Here is a 26,873-nt window from a genome sequence, read left to right on the forward strand (position 1 = left end):
AAAAAATACTATTTGCTTTGGTTATAGTGGGCGGATATCTTTGTAAAAAAAGATAAGGTATGAAACTCACAAATAAACAGCTTAATTACTTATTTATTGGCACAATGGTATTCTGCTTTATGCCATTTGTTTCTCCAGCAATTGCATTAGGTATTGGGATTTTATTTTCAGCATTAGGTTTTAAGAATGCTGATGTCTCGAAGAACTCTTCTCTCTTTTTAAAAGGATCTGTTGTTTTGATGGGTTTTGGAATGCAATTACCTGATGTTTTAGAAGCTTCAAAAGATGGTTTACTAGGCACTGCGGTATCCGTTATATTGGTGATGTCTTTGGGTTTTGTATTAACCCGCTTATTGAAGGTTGATACAAAGGTAGGTTTACTAATAGCTTCGGGAACTGCCATATGCGGAGGAAGCGCCATAGCAGCAATAGCTCCTCTAACAAATAGTAAAAATGAACAGATATCCTTTTCCTTAGCAGTAGTCTTTATATTGAATGCCATTGCCTTAGTCTTATTCCCATTGGTAGGACATGCATTAAATATGGATGAATATACTTTCGGTAAATGGGCAGCAATTGCTATTCACGATACTAGTTCAGTTGTTGGAGCAGGTGCTATTTATGGAGAAACCGCATTACAAATTGCTACAACAGTAAAGTTAATAAGGGCATTGTGGATCATTCCTTTATCCTTAGTAGTTATGTTTTTTTCAAGAGGGCAGGAAACCGGAAAGATCCAATTCCCGTGGTTTATTCTATTGTTTGTAGGCGCTATTATTTTCTCGTATTTCGTTCCAACATTAAATGGTATTTATCCAAGTTTTGCATGGTTGGGTAAAAAAGGGATGGTAGTTGCGCTGTTTTTAATTGGGTCTAGTATTTCATTGAAAAGTGCTAAGCAAGCAGGACTTAAAAGTTTTATAATGGGTATTGGTTTGTGGATTTTTATATCAGTTGGTTCCTTAATCTTTTTAATGCAATAGACATGGTTAACATCGGTGCAATTGTTGTTGTAATTTTTAGTAGCCTTTTAAAAGGCATTACGGGTTTTGGTTTTGCCCTGTTATCTCTTCCGCTTCTAATGATCTGGTATAGCCCAAAAGAATTAATACCAGTATTGGTAATGTGCAATTTATTGGCTTCAGTATTTATTATACTTCAAAAAAAGGAGAAGAAATTGATAGATAAGAAGTTTATGAGCCTCATTATATTTGGCGGTATTTTTACAATATCTGGTGTTGGGGTATTAAAGTATATTGATGAAGGCTTTCTTATTCAAATTGTATCTGGCCTATTTATTATTTTATGCTTGCTATCGATTTTTAAAGTTCGGTCAAACATAAATTTGCCTAAATGGACTTATAGTTTGGCCGGCTCTATTATTGGTTTCTTAACAGGTAGTATTTCAGTGAGTGGACCTCCATTGGCTTTATTTTTAAATCAGACTAATACCAGCAATCAAACCTTCAGAGAAGTATTTGCATGGTTTAGCATTGTTACCTCTGTTGTTGCTGTTGTTGGATATTTTATTGCCGGTTTAATTTCGCGACAATCTATTGAAATGGTTCTTGTTTTTGCACCTATTCTATTAATAGGTGCAGTGCTAGGTAAGCGATTAAATGCTGTGATACCTGCCCAATTATTTAAAAATATTAGCGTTGTTATTACATTGATATCTTGTGTGATTCTTTTAATATCATAATAGCAGAAATCTTGAGATCATTAATTATTTATATGCTACATCTAAGATTGTATTAGTAATTCTTTAAATTTGCGATTCTAAAATAAGAATAATGCAAAAAGAAAATGAGTACTCAGCTAAAATGACCACCAAATCAGAAGCTGAGTTGTACGAATATATAAATAACGAAAACCGATATCAAGAAGGTGCTATTGTAGCAGCAATTTGGGAACTCGAAAAGAGAGGTGTTAGAAATGAAGCATTGGTAATGCTAGAATCTAAATTAGATGGTGTTTTGAGCCAGAAAAAAGCCAACTCAATTATTGATACGATAGAGGAGGATGCTCAGGCAATAAATTTACCCGCTCCAGAATTATATAGTCCATTTTTTATGAGGATTTTCGGGGTGTTGTTTTCGGTATTTGGAGGTAGTATTTTAATGGCAATTAATTTCTCTCGACTTGGGAAAAAAGATATTGCTCGTAATGTAGTTCTTGCTGGATTGGCATATTCATTATTGCAAGGAGTCGTATTGAACTTCTTCGGACCATCGGCCACCATACTTAGCGTTCCTGCTAGTTTAGGTGGGGTTTATTTAATGGAACATTGGTTTTGGAATAAACATGTGCCAAGTAGTCAGGTGTTTGTTAAGCGTAGTTTTTTACCTCCTGTACTTTTTGCAATTACTATTGCTATGCTGTTGGTTTATCTAATGATAGAAAATGGAATAGCTCTTCAGTAATTTAATAGATCTACTTTATAATGACTTCTAATAGCGATGTTTAGAAGTCATAATATAAGTTCTTTAAGCTTGTTCTGATTGCAAACCAAACTTGCTGTGTTTCTAATACTTGTAAATTATTACTTTCTCTTCTTAGCCTTGTTCCAAGGGCAATATTGAAGTTATTTCTTGGGTTGATAAGGTAGCTAACACTTAAATCAGTATAATATAAGTTAGTTTTTAAGCCTTGCCCAATATAGTGGCCATAATCACCAGGTCTATTATCGTTACTTTTATAGATGTCTTTACCCCAGCTAATATCATCATCTTCATAATCCTTACCATACATGGCTAACATAAACTCGGCATTAAAAATGAAACGTCGGTATTGATATTTAATATGGGTAACACTTTCTCTAAAGTTTGCCCCCAAAGGATGCGCCAATGATTGGTTATAGTGTCCGTAATTAGTAATGCTTTCTCGGTGAGAATAGGTGTAAGGCCTCACCTGATTATACTCGGTTTGGAAGTCGAGTTTGTTTATTTTAAACACATCAAAGCTTTTAAAACCTAGTTGAAATCCATGTTTATTGGCCCACCACTTATTGCCTCCAAATACCTCGTCAAACTTAAATTCACCTAAAACGAATTGTCCATAGAATGCACTCTTGTTTCCTACAATATACTTTGCATTTAATCCCATTGTTACAGCGTCAGGTGATCCTGTCGCATATTCTATTGGTCTAAAAAACGCGAATGGATTCAAGTAAGTAAAATCAAAACCTCTATAACCCATAGTATCTTGCGCAGCCCATACAACATTCTCAAAAAAACCAAGGGAAAGCCTGTTTCCTATGTTAGCGGTGAGGTAATGCGAAACAGAATATTTCTCAGGGTAACGAGCATCGTTACCCTCTAGGGCTGGATCAATATTTAAATCGCGGTGTTGTGCCCATTGTATCATATATTTTATTTTACCAAACTCAGCGTTTAGTCGTAAAAACGGATAGCTAAAAGCATTATCAGAAAGCAATAGAGAACGATGACCATCACCAATAAACATTTTGCCATTACCCATCTGAATATTAATATATTCTTTATAAGCATTGAATGAAATATAACCAGTGGCCTGAGAAAAGTCGTGCGGACTTTCGTTGGCAAAGTTCTTACTTTTTCCTTGCCCGGGAACAACTTTGTTGGTTCTAACAAAGTCATCAATATAATTTGGGAATACCGCTTGATTCTCGTAAAAATCTGCATAAAAATAGAAGCTTTTACCTAACTTTCCATCTACTGATATGCCACGTGTATTAGTCCATGTAGTTTTATTTTCAATACGTTCTTGTCCAACATTAAAATCAAAAAGAGGGTTTATCTTAACCCACCAATCTTCGTTTTCCCATTTAATTAAATCATCATGTAAGAAGCGTTTCCAGATATTTAACTTTCCATCTGGTACTTTTATACCGTCATACAAAATAGAGTCAACATTCGTTAATTGCTGTAGTTTTGTATAGTCAATTGGTCTTAACGAAGTATGATAATTAGTTCCGGGTTGATAAAGTACTTTGCCAAAAGGGTGGAATTGCCAATTGTCATAGTAGCTTACTTCTTGAGCTTTAGTTTGATGAGAAGCGCAAATAATTGCTATAAATAGAATTTTATATAAGTGTGTTTTTAATTTCATTAATGTCTTAATTGGTAAAATAGGGTATTAAATAGCCTAATATTTTAACGTTTTATAAATTGAGGAAGCTTAGATAGGTTTTTCCAAATTATGGTATGAAACCCTCCAATCTTATTATTCCTTAAAGCCTGAATATCTTCTTTTGATTTGGTTATAATATTCGTAAGGTTTTTATTACTAGCTCCACCCAGTCGCATTTTTGTTATAACATTTGGTAAATACGAAAAGTTAAGGGTTTTGTTTTTAAAAACGCGTAAAATAAAATCATAATCTGCAGCTATCTTAAAACGCGTATCAAAATTCCCATACGTTTTGTAAACTTCTTTTCTTAAAAATAGAGTAGGGTGGGCGGGCATCCATCCTGCTTTTAGCATTTTGTACTTAAATGCTTTACTTTTCCAATATCGAATTACTTTATTGGTATTATCGGTAGCAACATATTCTAAATCGCCATATACACCATCCGATTTTGTGTTTTCAAAAAGAGAAACAATTGCTTGTATGGTGTCTTCCGATTTAAAGATATCATCAGCATGCAGAAATCCAATTATATCACCTGTGGCTTTATTTAGTCCTTTGTTTAAGGCATCATAAATGCCTTTATCAGGTTCAGAAATATGCTGGCTTATATACTGTTTGTTATCGGCAATAATTTGCTTAGTGTTATCCTTCGAATCTCCATCAACTACTATATATTCAATATTTCTGTACGATTGTTCAGCAATGGAATCAATGGTTGATTGAAGTGTTTTCGCTGCGTTATATGTGGCCGTTATTATTGAAACTTTCATTATTCTTTGTTACTTACCTTATTCAATAAAGGTTTCGCTCTTGCTAAAAAATGATTAAAGAATTATTGTATTTTGTGTAGTATCGATATATTTATCGGCAAATGTACTATTTAATGTGTTTAACAAAGCATTGTTTAATGTTCAAATATTGTTCATCCCCTTTTTAGAATAGCGATTTAATTATAAGCCTTGTCTTTAACTAATGGTTGGAGTTTAAATAAATGTTAAATGCGCTTATCATGTATAAAAATGCACAGTGTATTTGAAAGTTTTTATATTTTTGCCTCCGTATGATGTTTAATTTTATTGACAGCTAAATTGGAAAAAACTGATTATAAAAGGATAATTAAAGAAAAATGCTTCTATGATGTTATTGGAGATATCCACGGTTACGCTAACGAATTAGAAGAACTATTATTAAAATTAGGCTATCATAAAATATATGGTGTTTGGCAGCACGATTATAGAAAGGCAGTATTTGTTGGCGATTTTGTTGATCGTGGTCCAAGCTCGCGAGGGGTTCTGTCTATTGTTAAAGGAATGGTTGAAGGAGGATTTGCTCATGCTGTATTGGGAAATCATGAACTTAACTTGATACTTTATCTTACTAAAAATCCTGAAACCGGGAAGCCCTTTAAAAAGCCGAGTGAGTCGGGTAGAAAATACCTTGAAGCTATCAAAAACGAATTTAAAGGAGAGCCAAATGCATTGAAAGAGTATTTGCGTTGGTTACGAAAGCTACCTTTCTACCTCGACTTTGTTAAGTTTAGAGTGGTGCACGCCTATTGGAATTCAGAATATCTTCAATTGATAGATGATCACCGAAAAGGAGGGAAGTTATCTAAAACGATGCTGGGTTTATTGTCTGATCCTGATCATCCGTTTACCGCAGCTGTAAATGGAGTTAGTAAAGGGTTGGAAATGAAATTACCTGCAGACCTAGTAATAAAGGATTCAAATAATATTAGACGGACTAATTTTAGGATTAAATATTGGGAAGAGCCAGCTGATAAAACTTTTTATGAGTTGAGTTATGGTAACAAGTTTAAATTACCTGACTATACAGTACCGAAGCAATTATTATTTCCATTTGAGGTTTACGATAACTCAAGGCCCTTATTATTCATAGGCCATTACTGTATGGGTAAAGAGAATATGATTGCAACCAAAAATATTTGCTGTATCGATGCCTGTATTGCATCTAAGGGAACCTTGGCTGCTTATAAATGGAATGGCGAAACTGAGATAAACCCTGAACATTTTGTATTTGTTAATCTGAAAGAAAACTAAAACTATTTCGTCAAATTTGGGTTGTTCTTCTTGTATTGGATAAAGGAGTAAAATAATGATTACAGGCTGTATATTGTATTGTTTATGCCCTGTGCACAACTTTTATTTTAAACTTTAAAGCCATCAAATTAATATTATCTTTGACGTAATATTAGAAACCTAGTTTATATGCGTAAAGTTATTCTTACACTGTTTATGGCAGTGTATTTTAGTTTAAATATATTTTCTCAAATTAATACTGATCGAGTATTAATTATGGGTAGAAGTGCCCTTTCTTACGAAGACTATGTTCTTGCTATTTCCTATTTTAACAAAGTAATTCGCGTAAAGCCCTATTTAGCAGATCCATATTATTTTAGAGCTTATGCCAAATACTCGTTAGATGATTTTAATGGCGCTAAATTAGATATGACCGAAGCGATTGATATCAATCCTTTTCACTCAGAGTTTTTTAGGTTCAGAGGAGATATAAATAATCGATTAGGTGATTATAAAGAGGCATTAGCCGATTACAAAAAGGGCTTAGAAATTGATCCAAACTCCATAGGTATTTATTTTAATCGAGGTTTAGTTAATATGACCATGAAGCGTTATGCCGATGGGGAGAGTGATTTTACCGATGTAATTAATCGTGATAACACACAATATGGAGCTTATATAAACCGTTCAATAAGCCGTTTAAATCAAAAAGATACATTAGGAGCCATTAATGATATGGAAGAAGCCATATTGGTGAATCCATTGGTAGCAGATGCCCATAAATTTAGTGCAGCAATTTATTATGAGCTAAATAACTTTGACTTGGCTTTAGAACGAATAAATGAAGCAATTAATCTTGACTATAAGCAAGCCATGTATTACATGTTACGTGGTGCTATTCGTTATCAAACAGATAACTTAAGAGGAACGTTGGAAGATTTTAATCGTTTTGTTGAGTTGGAACCTCGCAATCCAATGGGATATAGTAACAGAGGAATTTTGCGTGTTGAAATTGGTGATATTAATAATGCTATTGATGACTTCTCGAGAGTGTTAGCTATTAATCCAAACGATTTATTAACCTTGTTTAATAGGTCGTTACTATACTTGCAAGTTGGCGAGTTGAACGAAGCAGCTTCTGATTTAAGCTTAATTATTGATGCTTATCCTGATTACGCAAATGCCTACATGGCGCGTAGTCAGGCATATCAAAAGCTTGGTAAGAATGATTTAGCGCAGAAAGATTATAATATGGCGGCAAAGCTTGAAATTGATAAGCGAAATAAAGCCGATAAAGAGGGTGATGAACCTAAAAAGGGAAAAGCTAAACCTAAGAAAACCAGAAGTGAGAAGGATGAAGATATTAATAACTACGATAAAATTGCCGTGCTAGATGACTTTGGTTTAGATGAGGCTGAGTCGGATGAGGTTGATAACATCAGAGGAAAAATTCAAAATAGAAATATCGTAATAGATATGGAGCCTATGTTTGGTTTAACTTTCTTCTCTGTGGATTCATTAGTTAACAGAACGCGTTACTTTAAGCCTGAGGTTACTCAGTTTAATATGCGTAAAAAGTTTGGTCGTCCTTTAATATTCTCTAATAGAGAAGTGGAAACAGACGGCGAAAAATCACTTGAATATTTCAAGACTATAGAAGATATTACTGCTGAAATTAAAACAAATAATGACCCATATAGTCTGAAGTTTATCAGAGGTATTCTATATGGTGTTGTGTTGAATTATAGTAGCGCTTTAGCCGATTATAATAATATAATTAAGAATAATGCTGAAGTAGGTCATTTCCCATATTTCAATAGAGCTTATACTCGATTTAAGATGGTTGAGGTAATGCAGTCGTTTAATGAAGATGATATGCCCGATAATTTACTGGGTAATAGTCTATCTAAACCTGGCGTAAGCAATACACCACAAGTAACACAACAAACAATTGATTACGATTTAATAGAGCGTGATTTATTAGTGGTTATAGAAAAGGCACCGCAATTTGAATTTGCCTATTATAATTTGGGAATATTAAAATGCATCAGAAAAGATTATGAAGGTGCTCTTAAAAGTTTTGATAAGGCCTTAGAAATCAATCCATTCTTTGCAGAAGCGTATTTCAATAGAGGATTAACAAAAATATTCCTTAAGGATGACGATGGAGGTACGCTAGATTTAAGTAAAGCGGGTGAATTAGGCTTGTACAAGGCATACAATGTAATCAAACGATACGGAGCTAAAAAAGATGTTCCCATTGAAGAGGAGGAGTAGTAATAATATATGAGTAGTTGGTTTGAGAACATTGATACTGATAATGCCGAGTTTCAGGATGCACTAAAATTAGTGCAATATACCAATAGGTCTGTTTTTTTAACGGGTAAGGCTGGTACAGGTAAGTCTACCTTTTTAAAATACATTTGTAGCATTACCAATAAACGCACAGTGGTACTTGCGCCTACAGGTATTGCTGCTATTAATGCAGGAGGTCAAACTATTCACTCTTTTTTTAAGATTCCATTCAGGCCAATTTTACCTGATGATCCTGATTTAAGTACAAAGGATGGTCGTATCTACGATTTCTTAAAATATAGAAAAGCCCATCAAAAATTAATCAAAGAACTTGAACTCTTAATAATAGATGAGGTATCCATGTTACGTGTTGATATCCTTGACTTTATAGATCGGGTTCTTCGTATATATTCGGGCAATAAGCAAGTGCCATTTGGGGGTAAGCAGCTGTTAATGGTTGGCGATGTTTTTCAGCTTGAACCAGTTGTACCTCGCGATGAGTGGAATATATTGCGTAGGTTTTATCAAACACCTTTCTTTTTCTCAGCTCGTGTATTTCGTAATTTGCCTATGGTGCAGATTGAACTAAAGAAAGTGTACCGTCAAAATAATCCCGAGTTTGTAAATTTGTTAGATCGAGTTAGGGTAAATCAAGTGAGACAGGCAGATGTGGCTACCATAAACGGAAGGTATAATCCTAACTTTAAGGTTCCCGTAGATGAGCTATTCATCACCTTGGCCACTCGCAGAAATACGGTTGATTATATCAACGAAAATAAGTTAGCCGAATTACAAGAGGAAGAATTGTTGTTTGAAGGTACCGTAACGGGTGAGTTTCCAGAATCAGCATTGCCAACACCTCGCACATTAGTACTTAAAGAAAATGCCCAAGTGATGTTTATTAAAAACGACATACATAATGAAGGGCGTGATCGTAGGTGGTATAATGGTAGCCTGGGTAGGATTGATGAGATTAACGAAGAAGGCATTTCAGTGCGCCTAGAGAATGATCAAACCTACCTTGTTGAGAAAGAGGTTTGGCGAAACGTTAGATATAAATACGACGAAAAGAACAATAGAATTATTGAAGAAGAATTAGGTTCGTATATGCAATATCCCTTGAAGCTAGCTTGGGCTATTACGGTTCATAAAAGTCAGGGTTTAACCTTTGATAAGGTGATGATTGATTTCTCAGGAGGTGCATTTGCTGGCGGTCAGCTTTATGTGGCACTAAGTCGTTGTCGCTCATTGGATGGTATCGTTATGAAATCAAATATCTCGCCACGCGATGTTATTGTGCGTAGAGAGTGTGTTGATTTTTCTCGAAAGTCAAATAATAAATTACAGATTAAAGAGAGTTTAGACTCGGCTCAAGCTGATGATTTATATAAAAGTGCCCTAAAAGCTTTTAAGAAATACAACTTTCGCTTTAGTGTTGAACAATTTGCTGCTGCAATTACAAAGCGAAACGACTTAAAGAGTCCTTCGGTAGTGCGTTTTATTGGTCTTCAGTTAGGGGTAATTCGTAAGTTAAAAATAAAGATTGCAACGCTGGAAAAAAGAGAGCGTAAACGCAATAATCAACTAGCAGAGTTTGCTCGTGAGTACTTTTTAATGGCCAATGAGTGTATTGTAAAAGCAGGGGATAAAACTGCCGCTATCGCAAATTTAAATAAGGCTGTTCTGCTCAATCCTGAATTTTTTGATGCCATTTTTAAGCGCGCAGGAATAAAAGTGGAGTTAAAGGATTATGATGGTGCAGAAGCCGATTATTCTTTAGCTCGTAAATTAAAACCACGAACCTTTAAAGTTTATTATAACAGAGGTAGAACTCGTATTTTATCGCGTAATTATAATGGAGCTTATAATGACTTGAAAAAGGCAATTAATTACAAAGAAGATCATGCTGAATCCTATTATTACCTATCGCAAGTGTGCGAAAAAATTGGTGAGAAGGATGAAGCTGAACATTATAGAAATATGGCTGGAAACTTGGGTTTTGAGGATAATGCATAAACTGCTAATGATAATTCTTTCTTCTATGGTGCTATCAAGTTATTGAAAATTACTCGGAGTTGTTATTATCTATAATTAGAGGAAATAAAAATGCCAAACATAATATAGATGTATGTGTCTGGCATTTTATGTTTTAGAGTGAAATTACTCTATTTCATTAATGTTTTTATATAGCCTGCTACTTCTGTATGTCCTTTAGATATAGCAAAGTCGTATGATGACTCTCCATCAACATCAAGCATATTTACATCTGCTCCCGCATCAAGTAATATTTTTAATATTTCCATTTGTCCTTCGCCAGCTGCAAACATAAATGGAGTCCAATTTTCGTGGTTGTCGGTTAAGTTTACTTGAGCACCCGCTTCTAGTAGAACCTTTACTGTTGGGGCAAACGGACCTGTACAAGCAAACATTAACGGTGTACGATCAGTAGCATCTCTGGCATCAACTGTCGCTCCTTTTTCAATTAAAGCCTTAACAATTTCAGTATGGCCATTAAAAGCAGCAAGCATTAGGGCTGTTCTTTTCTCTTCTCCTACTGTATTCGCATCAAAACCTTTATTTAAAGCATTGGTAACTACTTGTATGTTACCATTCAGAGCGGCTTCAAATATATAATCTAAGTTGAAGCTTTCACTAGCTACTACTTTTTGCTCAACTTCTTGAGGTTTTTCTTTAGTGGTTTTCTTTGAATTATTACAGCTGCTTATTGTTATTGCAGCTAATAAAAGAAGGCTTGTTCTTACGAAATTCATATTCATTAATTTTGTGAATTGCTAAAGTATTTAAAAATCTTTTCAAACTCAGGGAAATGTTCTTTTTTTTATTGTCGAGCCCCAGTTCGAAGTACCTCGGTTAGGTGGTGTGGAGGTTTAACCACATCCATTATGCCCTAATTCTCTGTAGAAAGTATGATACCGTGTGGTTCATGATTACGATATCTTAATTCATGGTAATTTTGGAGTAAATTAGGTTAAGTGTAGGCTTTCTGAAAAACGCATGAAGGGTAAAAATTGGGAGGAGTTATTCTTTTTTAATAAATTAAGAGTGAATAATTTAATAGTATCGTTTATGGCTAATGATAAAAAAGGAGAATTACGTAATAAAGATTATCTGCAAGAACTGGAGCGTTTGGAACTAGAGTTGGTAAAACTGCAAGAGTGGATTAAGAAAGAGAAGCTAAAAGTTGTGGTTATTTTCGAAGGTAGAGATGCTGCTGGTAAAGGCGGCGTAATAAAGCGAATTACAGAATGCCTTAATCCACGAATCTGTAAGGTAGTCGCTTTGGGAGTACCTACTGAAAGAGAAAAAACACAATGGTACTTTCAACGCTATGTACCCCATTTACCCGCTGCTGGAGAAATGGTGATATTTGATAGAAGTTGGTACAATAGAGCTGGAGTGGAGCGTGTTATGGGATTTTGTAATGACGAAGAATACGATGAGTTTATGAGAACTTGCCCTGAATTTGAGCGCATGCTTATACGATCAGGAATTCTGTTAATTAAATATTGGTTTTCGGTTTCTGATGAGGTTCAGGAAAAACGCTTTCAGGATAGAATTGATGACCCTACGAAACGATGGAAACTAAGCCCCATGGATATTGCATCCATTGATAAGTGGGTAGAGTATAGTAAAGCAAAAGATAACATGTTGCGCTACACAGATACCAAACAATCGCCGTGGTATGTAGTAAATGGCGACAAGAAAAAACAAGCACGTTTGAATTGTATCAATCACTTACTCTCGGTAATACCTTACGGAGAGGTGGAGTATGAAAAATTAACGTTGCCAGTTCGTAAAGAGGATGTGGGCTATATTCGTCCTCCGTTGAGTGATCAAACTTTTGTGCCTGAATTGTTTTAAAGATTAGGTTAATGTAAAAGGGTGAAGATTGTAGTGGTGCTTGGTGATCAAAATGGGGATTAAATACCCATTGTATCACGCTTATCACTTCATTCTTCACCCTTCTTTATTTATTTTTACAGATTACTTTTCACTTGGGATTTTTTTCATTTTAAGATGGTCGCCAGTTTCGTCAGCAACTCTTTTATAATAGTCTTTGCTATAACCTGGGAATTTAGCATGAGCAGGATTTCCATGAGCGTTCTTTAAGAATACTCCATTCTCCTCAGGATGCAAGTTGCCATCAAGGAATTTTACCATTAAAAACTCGCCCAAGTGTTTCCACTCTTTGACTGTAATGCTCGACTGATTTAAAGAGTACTCAGTTAAATAATCTTTGGCCAGATCAGGGTTTACTTCATAAAGCGATTTTGCAGCAATATCAGTTGCTGAGGTAAAGTTTTCGAACTTATTTTCTAAAGCCAATTGTACCTTTTCTATATCTTCAATCATTAAGTTGTAACGTCCGTAGGCTTGGTTCGATACCCAATTGAAAACCCAAAAGGCTGACTCCCAACTGAAATCAAGCAATGATCCATTACCCACTTCAAATTCTGTAGGAATAGCATTAATACCACAGTACATTGGTACGTATACAGTGGTTGCAGCATCATCCACACCAAACCATAAAATTCCGCCAATAGCATCAGGTAGCCAGCTGCGCATTTGTGCCACAAACGAAAATCCGGTTTGCTGAGTTGCGATGGCTCTTTCGTTAAAATACTCTTGTCCGTCTACCTCCCATGTCAATGGTCTAAAACGGTATGGCGCTTTAAATGGTCCTGCACCAGTATCTTTTGACATATCCAATGAAGTACCCTCAAAATGGTCTCTCATAATGTTTTGTATGTCTCGGTACGATACTTTATTGGCTGGTTTCATCCATAAAGGCATTCTTTCTGAAGATTCACCTTTAATAAAGGATTCGTATTTATCCATCTCAGGATTCATTATACGGAAACCTGCCCATACGCGAGCTTCGCAAAAACGAAGCGCACCAAAATCTAAAGGTGCATATGCATCGGCAAAACTGAAGTCTTTATCTTTTCCTTCAAAGTAACCCTGTTTTTTTGCAAATGAAATTACATCTTTTGAATATAGGCAGTTCTCAGTATCCTTAAAAGGAAAATTTGTGATGCGAGCTTGGTTGGCATGTCCTGAAACCATTCCATCCGGAATTCGTTGTGCTACCCAAACGGCACCTTTGTTGCCAGCGCCTTTTCCTATCATTTCCATTATCCAAAGCTCATCTTTATCACCTATAGAAAAAGATTCACCTGAACTGTAATAACCATATTCTTCTACTAAATCTGTCATTACTTTTATAGCTTCTTTAGCAGATTTAGAACGCTGCAGAGCAATATATATTAAGCTACCATAATCCATTATTCCTGTAGAATCGGATAATTCTTTTCTACCACCAAAAGTAGTTTCGGCAATGGTAACTTGGTGTTCGTTCATATTACCAATAACAGTATAGGTTTCTTTGGCTTGTTTAATTTCGCCTAAAAATTTACCCGTATCCCATTCGTATATTTTAAGCATTGCATCATCTTCCCATATTTGTCCGGGCCAGTAATATAGTTCTCCGAAAAGGTCATGTGAATCTGCTGCGTAACTTATAATGGTTGACCCATCTGCAGAAGCACCTTTGGTAACCAAAAAGTTAGTACACGCCTCGCTAAGCTGTGGGGAAAGCATTAAAAGGCCTAATGAGAATACTTTAAGTAATTTGCTCATAACAATATTGTGTTTAAATTTTTATTGATTGAAGTGCAAAAATAAAGGATATTTTAACTTCCTATAATTTATTGTGTGAAAATAAATTATTTCCTTTAGCGCCTTAATCACAGGTAAAAGATATTTTAAAGGTATGAGGTTTATATATATATGTGTATTTAGTGTTTTTTCTTTTTTTGTAAGTGCTCAGAATAGCGATTTAGAAACAATTGTGAAAAAGGGTAGGGAGGCCTACGATGCGGGTAATTTTGAAAAATCAGTTAAATGGTTTAAACAGGCACATAAGTTCGATAAAAAGTCGGAGGAAATTATGTGCGAATTGGCACTTTCTTATTTAGCGCATGGCGATTATACCAATGCTGCTCTTTATAGTGGAAAAGTAATAGCCAATAAAAAGGGGAGCGATTTTGCGGAAGAATGTTATATCATACACGGAAATTCGTGGGATAAACAATTAAGAAGAAAGCGCGCCCAAAAAACATATAAAGAGGCCATTGAAGCCTATCCTGATAATTATTTATTGTGTTATCATTTAGCCAATAGTTTATACAGAGAGAAGAAGTATGAAGAGGCCCAAGAACAGTTGATTCATTTGTTTAAGATAAATCCCACCTATGGAAGTGGGCATTTATTAATGGCCTATATTGAATACGATAAAGGAGAGCGTATTAAAGCTATGCTTCCATTATATTATTACTTATTGGTTGAGCAGGATTCTGAAAGAAGTGAGGGTGTTTATGATTTTTTAAATAACCTTTGGAATCAAGGTGTTAGAGTTAAGGCGCAGCGTGAGTCGAAATTATACACTGCTGGCGTTAATTTAGGCGACTTTGCGGAGCAGGAGCACTTGTTAAAGGAATATGAAATTAATAGAGATACTGTAATTAATGAGGTGGGTGGTATTAAAAACCTTACTTTAATCCGTTTTGCAGAAAATACCAACTATTTATTTTCAAGTTTAGGAAATACGCCCGAAGTTAATTATGGATTTTATTGGGAGTTTTATGTTGATCTTTTTGCCAAGATAAATAGAAACCATTATAGCGCTGCCTACTCTTACTTTATTAGCGATTGTAAATATAAAGATGACGTTTTACTATGGATGTCTTCTAATTACCAAACTTTTAAGAAATTTACTGAGTGGATGGAGTTGCAGTAAGTAAATTAATCTCGAATAATTATTTGTATAAATCGTTGTTATCACTAAATTAGCCGGGGTTATTAAGTAGTAATACAAAAAACATTTTGACTATGGAGAGAACAAAAACAAAGCATTTTCAGTATACGGGAGTTGATGATTTTGATGTGGCTATTGATGAGCAAATCAATGCTTTTCTTGTGGAGGCAGAAATTACTGGAGAACGATTAATTGATATTAAATATCAGGCACACTCTTCGCAGGGGGTGAATAATTATTCTGCTTTAGTAGTCTATGTAGATTAGCATAAATAATTTTTAAATATATGAAGCCAGTTTTTTTTGAACTGGCTTTTTTTATGCTTTTAATCAGTGTTTTTTTCATTAAACTATAATGATAATGAATTTAACTCTTATTTCTAATACACCCATTGCTCACTTTTAATATTTAGCTTGCTTTTTAAATCTTTAAATAGCTTGTTATGTTAATGTTGGGGATATTAATCATACTCAAATCCTGATTGATTATTTTACTTTTATTAATACTTGAATCATTGTCATATGCTGTATTATTAATAAATGATAATTTATTAAATTATACTGAGCTAATATCAGTTATCATAATGGATATACCTAACCAACGTTATGCTATAATTGAATAGGCCTTGTATGGTTCTCATTTAATAATAAATGTGGTGTAATTTAATTTTACAATTCTTAAATTTTACAGCTTTTAATTTTAGCTAATTATAGTGTTAGTGTTGCTTGTATATGGCATTTTAATTGATGTGTGTTAAAATATTAACTTAATGTATAAAGAGGTTGTTTATATTGATTATTTATAAGCCAGGCTAGTATTTAGATGAAGGATATTAACTTTCAAGGGGTATAATCTTACGTATATGAAAATATTTTTATTTCAGTTTGTTTTTTTTATGTAAAATTGATAATCCTTGTAACAATTTGTGTATTTTAGCGTACAAAATACGTGCAGTTGTGGTAGTTAATTTAAAACTCAATTATCATAATTGTTATCAGGGTGTTGAATTTTAATGTTGCATTAGAGGATAACAACCTTATCAGAATTATTTAACTAGACTAAGATTATATGTATCAATATCTTAATAGTATGAAAAATAACTTCCAGTTTTTACGAATTGCATTGTTTAGTGCATTTATAATTATTGGGTTTAGTAATACAATTGCTCAGAGTAGCGAGGAATGGTCAGAGAAAAAAATAGAGAAATATTACTCGAAACGAGAAAAGTCTCTTAGTTCTTCATCCTTAAAAAGTACAAGTTCATCGGTTGAGCTTAATGGTGTGGATGGTACAATACCTTCAATAAGTGAAAAGTATTGTTCTGATGAAGGAATAATTGAGATTGTTCCAGATGATTGGACGGGAGCAAATGAGGTTGTATGGACTATTAAAACATTTGTAGGAGATGTTGAAGACAAAACTGATGAGTGGTCTGAGATTGTAGGTGAAGGTAAGGATGCGATTCTTCGATTTGACTTAAGTGCAATAAAAGACACTAAATACTTTGGTGCTAAAATTTATTTTGAATTTCAACTTTATGATTCAGGCTTGTGGAAACGAGGAGGAGTTGATTATACTATTGTTTATCAAACCCCTACGATTTATGATTTGACATCGGATATTACTATATGTTCGGGTGAATCTGCGGATCTTTTACTTTCTGGTTCTGAGATAGGAATGAACTACCAACTTAAAGATGGGGATAATAACAATATTGATGTAGAAAGGAATGGTAGTGGAAGCGCTTTTACATTTACCGTTTCACCGATTACTACTACTGATTACTATGTTGAAGTTACAAATGGATCTGATGTAAGTTGTAGTTCTATTATGAATAATACAGTTACAGTAACTGTTAATACTCCAATACAGGCAACCGCATCGAACGATGGTCCAACCTGTGAAGGTGATCCATTAATACTCACTGCTACACCTATTGGGACAGAGTATACTTATGCTTGGACGGGGCCTAACGGTTTTACAAGTACTGAGCAAGCTCCTGTTATAAATCCAACAAGTGCCGCCAGTGGGGGTGATTATACCGTTGAAGTAACAAATACAAATACAACTTGTCAAAGTAGTGCCACTACAACTGCTGTTGTTCGTTCAATTCCTGTTCCAACTATTACAGGAGATCAAACAGTTTGTCTGAATTCGTCAGTTACTTATACCACAGAGTCAGGGATGTCAAATTATGTGTGGACTTACCCAGCAGAATTTGTTCCTACGAGTGCTACTAATACCAATACTATTACTGGTACCTGGATCACTTTAGGAGTAGGCAAATTACAAGTTGTATATGAGAATTTAGATGCTTGTACTTCTCCTGTTCTTGGAGAGTTAGATATAACTACAACAGAAGCTACTGCAGGTCTAACATCTGATAAAGGGACGAGTATTTGTGTAAATACACTAGTAGTATTTACTGCTACAGGTGGAGTAAGCTATGAGTTTATGGTTAATGGGATGACAGTACAAGGTCCTTCTGCTCAGAGTACCTTTAGTATAAATACATTAAATGATGGAGATGTTGTCACTGTCAAAGTAATTGATACTAATGGCTGTGAAGATACGCATTCTGGTATAACTATGACTGTTTTACCCGAGCCTACCATAAACCTAATTGCTGATGATTTAACTCCTTGTGAGAATACACCTATTACCCTAACAGCTAGTGGAGCTACAACTTATACCTTTTATAAAAATGGTTCTATTGCTCAAGGGTCAAGTACACAAGCTACATATACTACTGTAGCCAGTCTAAATAGTGGAGATGAATTTTATGTAGTCGGAAATGATGGGTCTTGTGATGGAACAAGTAATACGCTAACAATTAATGTAAATCCTTTGCCCGTGATTAGTTTAGTTAGTGACAAGGGTAATGTATTTTGTGCAAATGAGAATGTAACTTTTACAGCAAGTAATGCCATAACGTATGAATTCTTTGTTGATGATGTTTCTCAAGGAGCAGCATCTACAACAGCAACTTTTACTTCTAGTTTGTTAACCGATGGACAGGTAGTAAAAGTAATCGGGACAGATGGAAATGGTTGTGAAGGTGAAACTTCAATTACTGTAACAGTAAATGAGACGACTGCTGGTTTAAGCTCAGACTTAGGTACTACAATTTGTGAAAATACACTAGTAGTATTTACCGCTACAGGTGGAGTGAGCTATGAGTTTATGGTTAATGGGATGACCGTACAAGGTCCTTCTGCTCAGAGTACCTTTAGTATAAATACATTAAATAATGGAGATGTTGTCACTGTCAAAGTAATTGATGCTAATAGCTGTGAAGATACGCATGCAGGTATAACTATGACTGTTTTGCCCGAGCCTACTATAAGCTTAATTGCTAATAATTTAACTCCTTGTGAGAATACACCTATAACACTAACGGCTAGTGGAGCTACAACTTATACTTTTTATAAGAATGGCTCTATTGTTCAAGGGTCAAGTACACAAGCTACATATACTACTGTAGCCAGTCTAAATAGTGGAGATGAATTTTACGTAGTCGGAAGTGAAGGGTCTTGTGATGAAACAAGTAATACGCTAACAATTAATGTAAATCCTTTGCCAGTGATTGGTTTAGTTAGTGATAAAGGTAATGTATTTTGTGCAAATGAGAATGTAACTTTTACAGCAAGTAATGCCATAACGTATGAATTCTTTGTTGATGATGTTTCTCAAGGAGCAGCATCTACAACAGCAACTTTTACTTCTAGTTTGTTAACCGATGGACAGGTAGTGAAAGTGATTGGTACAGATGTAAATGGTTGTGAAGGAGAGAATTCAATTACGGTTACGGTAAATCAAATAACAGCAGTACTTAATATTACAAACCCAAGCCCTCCAGGAACAAGTGTATGTAGTGGTACTGAAGTTACTTTTAATGCAAGTGCAACCGGAGGAAGTGGTAATAATTCGTATGAGTTTTTTGTGGATGGTACTTCTCAAGGGGTATCTTCAAATCCTATTTTTAAATATACTATAATAAGCGATACTAAAATATCCGTTAAAGTTGTTGATTTAACTAATGGTTGTGAGGATACAGAAGAAGCAGATATGGTTGCATTGGCTTTACCTTCTGTTTCAATTGTTAATCCTGCTGATGGAGATTCATTTTGTGCTAATACCCCTGTTACAATAATGAGTTCACCTGCTGGTTACAATAGTTATACTTTTTATTATGATGATGGTAATGGGCCAACTGTATTATATACAAGTGCTTCAGAAGAATATACAAAAGCTGATGGTTTTACTCAGGGTGGGCAATTAGCTGTTGTGGCTGATAATGGTAGTTGTTCATCACAATCTACGATTATTGATTTTACAATAAATCAACTCCCATTAGTTACTTTAACAAGTGATCAAACAAATGATGAATTTTGTTCTGGAAGATCTGTTACATTTACAGCAGAAGGTGCAGTGAATTATGAATTTTTTGTTGATGATGTTTCTCAAGGAGCATCATCTACAACAGCAACTTTTACTTCTAGTTTGTTAACCGATGGACAGGTAGTAAAAGTAATAGGGACAGATGGAAATGGTTGTGAAGATGAAACTTCAACTACAGTAACAGTAAATGAGACGACTGCTGGTTTAAGCTCAGACTTAGGTACTACAATTTGTGAAAATACACTAGTAGTATTTACCGCTACAGGTGGAGTGAGCTATGAGTTTATGGTTAATGGGATGACAGTACAAGGTCCTTCTGCTCAGAGTACCTTTAGTACAAATACATTAAATAATGGAGATGTTGTTACAGTTAAAGTGATTGATGGAAATGGTTGTGAAGATACTCATGCAGGAATTGTAATGAGCGTTTCTCCTGTGCCTGTAGTGATACTTAGTCCTGACCCTGCGGAAATATGCCAAGGAGAATCAATTAACTTTGCAGCTAGCGGAGCAACTCAGTATGAATTTTTCGTTAATGAACTTTCGGTACAAGGGCCTAGTAATCAGGATACCTTTGTGTTAAGTGGTGCTAGTGATGGGGACGATGTATATGTTGTTGGGAGCGATGGCACTTGTGTAGGAACCAGTAATAGTGTTTCTGTAATAGTAAATCCATTACCAACAGCTAGTCTAAGTTCCTCACCTTCAGGCGCTATAGTTTCTGGAACTGAAGTGGTATTTACTGCAGGAGGTGGAGATGTATATGAATTTTTTGTTAATGGTTCATCGGTTCAAGCAGGTGCCAATAATATATATATTATATCTACTTTAATTGACGGAGATATTGTTAGTGTAGAAGTTACAGATTTAGAAGGTTGTTCTAATTCGGAACAGCTAACAATTAGCGTTCTTGAAGGTATTGAACTCAAAGATATTATTGCTACAAGTGAAAATTATTGTGAGGGTGAAAGTGGAATTAGTATTTATGTAGATGATCCACAAGTTGGAATAACCTACGAACTTGTTGAGTCTGTGGATAATAGTGTAATTGTTGGTGCACCATTAGAATATACAGGAAAAGAGGCTATTGAATGGCAAGATATTAAAGAGGGAAGATATACCGTATTGGCATATTATGCAAGTCTACCAGATACGTACGTTGAAATGAAAAATGTTCCTGTTGTTGTTACAGAAATTACTCTTCCTAAAACTTTTGAGATGGACCCTATAGGAGTAATTAATACTTGTAGTTCTGGAGGAACAAATATTTCTATTCCTGATTCTGAAAATGGTGTTACCTACACTCTTATGCTTAATGGATTTTCTACGGGAAGATCATTCCAAGGAGAAGATGATAAACCAATAATATTTTATGCAAATACATCGTTAGGTGTATACACTATTTTAGCAGAAACGGATAAAGGTTCATGCCCACAAGTAATGGATGGTCAATTAGAAATCAAAGCTGATGACACTCATCGTATTTTTGATTTGGAAGTAAAGGATCCTGCTGATTCATCTAATCCTTTAGATGGTCGTTTTTGTGTTGGTAATTCAGGAGTAGAACTGATACTTACTAATTCTGCAAGTTCTGATACAACATATGTATTAAAAAGGGAAGGTGATACTGATCCAGTTAAAATAATATCAGGTGGAGATGGTGAAATCTCATTTAATATTATAGATGTCCCTGGGGTATATGCTGTATTCTCCCAACCTGATAATGGTTGTGAATTGCAAATGAATAATGTTATTGAAGTTATTGAAGTAGCACAACCTATACAATATAAGTTAGTTACAGATAATGTTTTAGATAATTCATCAGGCGAATTTTGTAAGAGTAGCGCTGGTGTTACCTTATCACTTGATAATAGTGAGGTAGATATTAGTTATGACTTACTTAGGGATGGTGTTGATGTGGTTGATAACCAAGTCGGTACTGGTTCTGTTATTGAATTTGATGGTCCTATTGATGTAGAAGGAGACTATAGTGTTCGGGCATCAGTTCAGAACCTTGGGTGCTCTTTAACTATGTTAGATACTATTGATGTGTTTATTAGCCCAGATCCAATTGATGTAACTGTAAAACTTGACCAAGGATTTTTCTGTTTTGGTGATAGTGCAAGGTTAGTAGTTCAAACTCCTGAAACTAATGTTGTCTATTCATTGGTTGAGACAAATACAGGTAATGTTTACACTGATTGGTTGCCAATTTCTTCAAGTGTTGATTCTATTGAATTCTATATAAAGGATGCTGGTGATTATGAAGTTTATGCTAAAAATAATTTAACGGATTGTGATTCTGTATTAATAAGTGGCGGACCTTATAATATTTCAGAGATAGGCCTTCCGGCTAAACCAACAATTAGTAGTGCTGCTGTACCAACTGGTTGTGGTGGTGAAATTATTACAGTTACAGCAAGTGAATTAGATGTTGTTTATCAACTTGCCTATGAAACTAGCTCGAATAATTTTGTTGATATGTTAGGTAAAACTGTCATAGGTGATGGGAGCGATATCGATATTGATACTGTTTATAATAGTGGTAGATATTATGTATACGGCACAAATGTAAATGGATGTCTATCTGCAAATAGTGATACGCTTACGATAACAACTACATCTACCATCACTCAATATGATTTATTAGAGAGTGATAATAATGGAAGCGTATGTAAACCTACTGATATCTTGAAACTTAGTTTGTCGGATTCTGAAGCAGGAATAACCTACACCTTATGGTTTATTGATGGTGTTGGTACTAGTACTTCTTTCGTTCAGGATACTGTAAGTATAGGAGGATCACTTGAGTTTAGTGAAATTTCGTATGACACTTATGGACATGGTCAGTATTATGTAACAGGAAGTAATGGTACTTGTACTGTTGATATGAATAATCGAATTACTTCTAATTTGATAGTTCCCAATTTAGGCTTATCAGTTGACCCAGATACGATTATTTGTGAAAATGATGCAGTATTGTTTACTGCTTCTGGAACTGAACTTTATCAATTTTTCCAAAATGGAGTGAGTAATGGTGTTCCAAGTAGCACAAGTACATTCAAGCCATCATCTGTATCTGATCGTGATCAGTTTTATGTAATTGGTGATACTGTTGGATGTTTATTCTATTCCGATACTATTACTATGACCGTGAATCCTGTACCAATTATAGATTTATTAGTCGATAATTCTATTATTTGCGAAGGTACTGAAGTGCATTTTGAGGCAACAGGCGCAAGTCAAGTTACTTATTATCTGAATAATGTAGTTGTTTCTACTTCTACACTATATAAATCTTCTACACTTGAAGATGGTGATAGTATTTATGTTATTGGTTCAAATGGTAATTGTGAGACACATAGTGATACTATTGTAATGACTGTCTTTGATAAACCTGAAGTCACTTTAAGTGTAAGTCCTAATGATACAATTATAGCAGGTGAAAAACTTACATTTACTGCAGGAGGTGCAGATGAGTACGAATTCTTTGTTAATGGAGATAGCGAGCAAGGACCAAATGTTTCAAATATTTTTGTACGTAGCTTAATAGGAGATAGTACTGTTACGGTTGCTGGATATATTAATTCGAGCGGGTGTATTAATGATTCTTCTATAGCGATTACTGTATTAGATGCCATTACAAGTATTAATGTTTATCCAGAAGAAGGTAACTACTGTATTGGTGAAGATGGCGTAGATATTTATCTACAACCGGCAGATAGTCAGTTTGATGTTACTTATGAATTACGTAATAGTTTAGGAAATTCTATTTCTGCACTAAAGTACGATGGCATTAATCCTATTATCTGGAATAATATTAAGGGAGATGATACATACTCTGTGTATGCCTACTATGATATTTTTTCTAGTGCAGAGATTAAAATGCAAAATGATGTGGTTGTAACAGAGAGGCCCTTACCGGATGTCTATAATATGTTCCCAACTGGTGATACTACCGGATGTGCAAACTATATTGAATTTGGTGTTGATTCAAGTCAATTAGGTATTAACTATGAGCTACTAGTTAATGGTACAAGTCAAGCTCAAGAGTTGGGCATTAATGATACAATTAAATTTGGAACCTTTAATCTTTTAGGAACTTATATTGTTGAGGCTATAGATACTACATTCGGATGTCGATCGGTAATGAATGGTAACTATATTATGAATACAGATAGTTCTGAAGTTGCCTATGACTTATATTTTGAAAATGGTATTGATTCTACTTATGCTGTTTTATGTACTGATGATAGTGTTCAAATCAGCTTGAGCGGCAGTGATTCTGTTGTAAAGTATGTATTATTTAATAATAGTAGCTCAACTGGAGATACTATAGTGGGTGATGGTAATCAATTAACATTTGGATATTATAATGCCCTAGGAAACTATTATGTAGAGGCTATAACTAATGATGATTGTAGATTACTAATGAATAATCAACTTCTACTTGAAGCAGGTTCAGAAGTAAATAGTTATCAACTAATTTCAAATAACGATGATCCTACATCAGGTAAATTCTGTGATGGGGGTAGTGCTGTTATGTTGGGTATCAATGGTCAACAAGCCAACGTGGTTTATCAATTATTGCATAATGGAACTGCCATAAAGGATACCATAGGCCTAAATAGTATTCAGATACTATGGTTTGGAGAGTATTCAGATCTCGGAGAATACTCTGTTGTTGCAAGTTATGGAGGAGAGGCATGTACGCGTGATATGGATAACACCATCGAAGTAGAGATGCTTGAACAACCCAGCGATATATTTTATGAAACCACCGGATTCTTATGTGGGTCTGATGCTTATGCTATGGTACTTAATGGTGCTGAAGACGATGTTTTTTATGAGTTAATTTCGTTAGGTAATAGTGACATAATTTACGAAGAACGTGATAGTCAAAGTCAAGTATATTTCACAATATCCGAAGCTGGAGAATACCTTGTTCGTGGGGCTAAAAATAGGGGTATGAATCAACTATGTTCTTATCGAGAGTTTAGTGATACCGTATCAGTAATACAATCAGATAAACCTTATTTTGAGATTACATCACTTGGTAATAGTTCTGACTGTAATGAAGTAACAATAGGTGTTAATAGCTCTGATTCTGATATTACATATCAATTGGTTTATTTTGATGGTAGCAAATATGTTGATGTTGTTGGGCCAAATGGTGACCCTAGTTATTATACAGAACAAGGTAATGATGGTTTACTAGAATTTAATTCAATCAGTGATAATAACCGTGATTATTGGGCCAGAGGGGTTAATAATATTACGCTTTGCTCTGAGTTATCAATTAATTCTGTAAATGTTAGTGGAGGTATTGAAAAGTTTGAATTAAAGGGAGACACGCCTTTATGTAAAGGTGAGCCTGGTGAGTTTTATTTAGAAAGCTCACAGCCTGGTGTTACGTATTTATTATTTAATAGTAGTAATGATACATTAGCTACTGAGCAAGGAACTGGTGAAAAAATCGATTTCGATTATTTAGCATTTCAAGCAGATAATTATTACGTAGAAGGCTTTAAGGTAATTAGTGCTACAGATACATGTAGTGCTCCTGTGTCAGACGTTCTAAAACTTGAGGTTGCAGATCTTCCAATCGCTTTCCCAATGTCGGGTAGCGGCATCACATGTGATTTAGAAAATAAAGGAGCTCTTATTACCCTTGATAGTACAGAGGTAGATACAGATTATTATTTATTTAGGGATAAGGTGAATTATGTAGGTACTTTAAATTCAAGTGCTGCACCTAATGCTATTGATACCCTTATTCACCAAGTTGGGTTGTATACTATTGTTGCAAAGAATGAAATAAGTAACTGTACATCAAATATGAATGGTTCAGTGAATGTTGAACAGTATTCTCAGGTTCTTTTAGATACTGTGCTATACGATAAGAATGGATACTGTGAGAATGATGAAGATTTAGGTTTACCAATTAGTTTAACTAATGGACGAGATAGTATTTATTATCAGGTTATAGACATAAATGATCCTACTATCGTATATCTTCCTACTGAAGGCAGCACCGATTTAGGCGGATACCCAGCAGGTACGTATAATGTATTTGCTTATCGTGAAGGTGGTGCTTGTGAAGTTCAGCTTTCACATGTTACTGATGCTGGTGATCATGAATATGACATTATAGTTGTAGAAAACCCAAGACCAGAACTGAATTACGAATTATTTATTGAAGGTACTGAAGGCTCTAAGCAAGGCTTTATTAATTCTAAAATAGGAATGGACAATAGTCAATCGAGCGTAACTTATCAACTTAGCTTCGAGATGAATGACGTTGTTGGTGAAATGAACGGTGTTACAGGTGAATCTATAGTTTTTGATAAACCTGTTGATACCTCAGGTAAATACTATGTATTTGCAGAGACTGACAAAGGTTGTTCAGGTTGGATAAACGATTTTGTTTCTATCTACGATTCACCATTAATAACTTATGATGACCAATTGAACTTTAAGAAAGGCTATAATCAGGATACGGTTAATGTAGCAATAAATGACATATTTGTCTTACCACTGGATTCTTGTATTAGAGATACAGCAATAGGTGTACATCCTGATTCTTTGAATATTAATTTCTTCTTGTTAGATATTGATGAAAATGGAGATACAACTGAAGTTGAATCAATAAAACGAAATAGAGTAGGCGATTATAAAATCAATTCAACTACAGGAGAAATTATTTTAGTCAAAACACCAGAGTTTTTTGGTAGAGATACTGTAAAGTATGTGGCAAAAAATATCAACAAGAATTATTCTTACCGTCTTGACACTGCCTCTGTTTATATTTATATCGGTAACAAATATTTCGATGATAAACAGTCCTTTTTATTACCAAATGCCTTTTCACCTAATGGAGATGGTATAAATGATTTATTCAAAATTACAGGTTTAGATTTATATTACGGTAGTGGAGCTATAAAATCAACACTTGAGGTCTTTAATAGATGGGGATCGATGGTATATCGCTCTAAAGAGGATTATTATGGTGATGGTGATAATTGGTGGGATGGAAAATCTACTGAGTCAAACATGGTATCTCTAGGCCAAGATTGCCCTAATGGCACATATTTCTATATTTTCACAGTGAGTGTTAATCTTGGTGATGGCGATATTATAGAGGATAAGTTTAATGGTTACATTGAATTAAGAAGATAAGCATACCTAAC

Annotated in this window: 14 protein-coding genes; 10 read left to right on the forward strand and 4 right to left on the reverse strand. The window is 34.7% G+C overall.

Features of this window, described 5'->3' with window-relative positions:
* The first annotated feature begins 59 nt into the window (after positions 1–59).
* From A8B35_RS13820 to A8B35_RS13830, 3 genes are all read left to right on the forward strand, one after another.
* Positions 60–983 (forward strand): YeiH family protein, encoded by a 924-nt coding sequence (locus A8B35_RS13820; protein WP_068473641.1) that lies wholly within the window; start codon positions 60–62, stop codon positions 981–983.
* A 2-nt stretch (positions 984–985) separates the two neighbouring features.
* Complete coding sequence (locus A8B35_RS13825) at positions 986–1,702, forward strand: sulfite exporter TauE/SafE family protein (RefSeq protein WP_068473644.1); 717 nt, start codon at positions 986–988, stop codon at positions 1,700–1,702.
* 91 nt (positions 1,703–1,793) lie between these two features.
* Complete coding sequence (locus tag A8B35_RS13830; protein ID WP_068473646.1) at positions 1,794–2,423, forward strand: hypothetical protein; 630 nt, start codon at positions 1,794–1,796, stop codon at positions 2,421–2,423.
* 40 nt (positions 2,424–2,463) lie between these two features.
* On the opposite strand, the gene A8B35_RS13835 is transcribed toward A8B35_RS13830, so the two are convergent.
* A complete protein-coding gene (locus A8B35_RS13835; protein WP_068473648.1) occupies positions 2,464–4,089 on the reverse strand; it encodes a hypothetical protein in 1,626 nt (541 codons plus the stop codon).
* 44 nt (positions 4,090–4,133) lie between these two features.
* The gene (locus tag A8B35_RS13840; protein WP_068473650.1) at positions 4,134–4,880 is read right to left on the reverse strand and encodes a glycosyltransferase family 2 protein; all 747 of its coding nucleotides are present in this window, start codon (positions 4,878–4,880) and stop codon (positions 4,134–4,136) included.
* 318 nt (positions 4,881–5,198) lie between these two features.
* Between A8B35_RS13840 and A8B35_RS13845 the strand changes: the two genes are divergently transcribed.
* The 3 genes from A8B35_RS13845 (at position 5,199) to A8B35_RS13855 (ending at position 10,460) form a co-directional block, all read left to right on the forward strand.
* Positions 5,199–6,170 carry a metallophosphoesterase gene (locus tag A8B35_RS13845; protein WP_245820791.1) on the forward strand — a complete coding sequence of 324 codons (972 nt, stop codon included), beginning with the start codon at positions 5,199–5,201 and terminating at the stop codon, positions 6,168–6,170.
* 168 nt (positions 6,171–6,338) lie between these two features.
* Positions 6,339–8,426, forward strand: coding sequence for a tetratricopeptide repeat protein (locus A8B35_RS13850; RefSeq protein WP_068473653.1), 2,088 nt, complete (start codon positions 6,339–6,341; stop codon positions 8,424–8,426).
* Between the two features lie 9 nt (positions 8,427–8,435).
* Entirely contained in the window at positions 8,436–10,460 is a 2,025-nt protein-coding gene (locus tag A8B35_RS13855) for a DEAD/DEAH box helicase (RefSeq protein WP_068473655.1), read from the forward strand.
* Positions 10,461–10,609: 149 nt separating this feature from the next.
* Here the strand turns inward: A8B35_RS13855 and A8B35_RS13860 are convergent, their stop codons facing one another.
* Complete coding sequence (locus A8B35_RS13860; RefSeq protein WP_171973212.1) at positions 10,610–11,215, reverse strand: ankyrin repeat domain-containing protein; 606 nt, start codon at positions 11,213–11,215, stop codon at positions 10,610–10,612.
* Between the two features lie 244 nt (positions 11,216–11,459).
* On the opposite strand from A8B35_RS13860, the gene ppk2 reads away from it, so the two are divergent.
* Positions 11,460–12,326, forward strand: coding sequence for a polyphosphate kinase 2 (ppk2, locus tag A8B35_RS13865; RefSeq protein WP_222844158.1), 867 nt, complete (start codon positions 11,460–11,462; stop codon positions 12,324–12,326).
* A 123-nt stretch (positions 12,327–12,449) separates the two neighbouring features.
* On the opposite strand, the gene A8B35_RS13870 is transcribed toward ppk2, so the two are convergent.
* A complete protein-coding gene (locus A8B35_RS13870; protein ID WP_068473661.1) occupies positions 12,450–14,105 on the reverse strand; it encodes a dipeptidase in 1,656 nt (551 codons plus the stop codon).
* 133 nt (positions 14,106–14,238) lie between these two features.
* On the opposite strand from A8B35_RS13870, the gene A8B35_RS13875 reads away from it, so the two are divergent.
* The 3 genes from A8B35_RS13875 (at position 14,239) to A8B35_RS13885 (ending at position 26,862) form a co-directional block, all read left to right on the forward strand.
* On the forward strand, positions 14,239–15,264 hold the full coding sequence (locus A8B35_RS13875; RefSeq protein ID WP_068473664.1) for a tetratricopeptide repeat protein: 1,026 nt from the start codon (positions 14,239–14,241) through the stop codon (positions 15,262–15,264).
* 92 nt (positions 15,265–15,356) lie between these two features.
* Positions 15,357–15,548, forward strand: a complete 192-nt coding sequence (locus tag A8B35_RS13880) for a sporulation protein Cse60 (protein ID WP_068473666.1) — start codon at positions 15,357–15,359, stop codon at positions 15,546–15,548.
* Between the two features lie 823 nt (positions 15,549–16,371).
* On the forward strand, positions 16,372–26,862 hold the full coding sequence (locus A8B35_RS13885) for a T9SS type B sorting domain-containing protein (protein WP_068473669.1): 10,491 nt from the start codon (positions 16,372–16,374) through the stop codon (positions 26,860–26,862).
* The last annotated feature ends 11 nt before the right edge of the window (positions 26,863–26,873 follow it).

It is taken from the genome of Saccharicrinis aurantiacus, assembly GCF_001660705.2.
In the GTDB taxonomy this organism is placed as follows: Bacteria; Bacteroidota; Bacteroidia; order Bacteroidales; family Marinilabiliaceae; genus Saccharicrinis; species Saccharicrinis aurantiacus.

Coding starts and splice junctions, on each gene's coding strand:
- A8B35_RS13820 (WP_068473641.1), top strand. CDS start 60: ATGAAACTCACAAATAAACAGCTTAATTACTTATTTATTGGCACAATG.
- A8B35_RS13825 (WP_068473644.1), top strand. CDS start 986: ATGGTTAACATCGGTGCAATTGTTGTTGTAATTTTTAGTAGCCTTTTA.
- A8B35_RS13875 (WP_068473664.1), top strand. CDS start 14,239: ATGAGGTTTATATATATATGTGTATTTAGTGTTTTTTCTTTTTTTGTA.
- A8B35_RS13860 (WP_171973212.1), bottom strand. CDS start 11,215: ATGAATTTCGTAAGAACAAGCCTTCTTTTATTAGCTGCAATAACAATA.
- A8B35_RS13880 (WP_068473666.1), top strand. CDS start 15,357: ATGGAGAGAACAAAAACAAAGCATTTTCAGTATACGGGAGTTGATGAT.
- A8B35_RS13870 (WP_068473661.1), bottom strand. CDS start 14,105: ATGAGCAAATTACTTAAAGTATTCTCATTAGGCCTTTTAATGCTTTCC.
- A8B35_RS13855 (WP_068473655.1), top strand. CDS start 8,436: ATGAGTAGTTGGTTTGAGAACATTGATACTGATAATGCCGAGTTTCAG.
- ppk2 (WP_222844158.1), top strand. CDS start 11,460: ATGAAGGGTAAAAATTGGGAGGAGTTATTCTTTTTTAATAAATTAAGA.
- A8B35_RS13850 (WP_068473653.1), top strand. CDS start 6,339: ATGCGTAAAGTTATTCTTACACTGTTTATGGCAGTGTATTTTAGTTTA.
- A8B35_RS13830 (WP_068473646.1), top strand. CDS start 1,794: ATGCAAAAAGAAAATGAGTACTCAGCTAAAATGACCACCAAATCAGAA.
- A8B35_RS13885 (WP_068473669.1), top strand. CDS start 16,372: ATGAAAAATAACTTCCAGTTTTTACGAATTGCATTGTTTAGTGCATTT.
- A8B35_RS13840 (WP_068473650.1), bottom strand. CDS start 4,880: ATGAAAGTTTCAATAATAACGGCCACATATAACGCAGCGAAAACACTT.
- A8B35_RS13835 (WP_068473648.1), bottom strand. CDS start 4,089: ATGAAATTAAAAACACACTTATATAAAATTCTATTTATAGCAATTATT.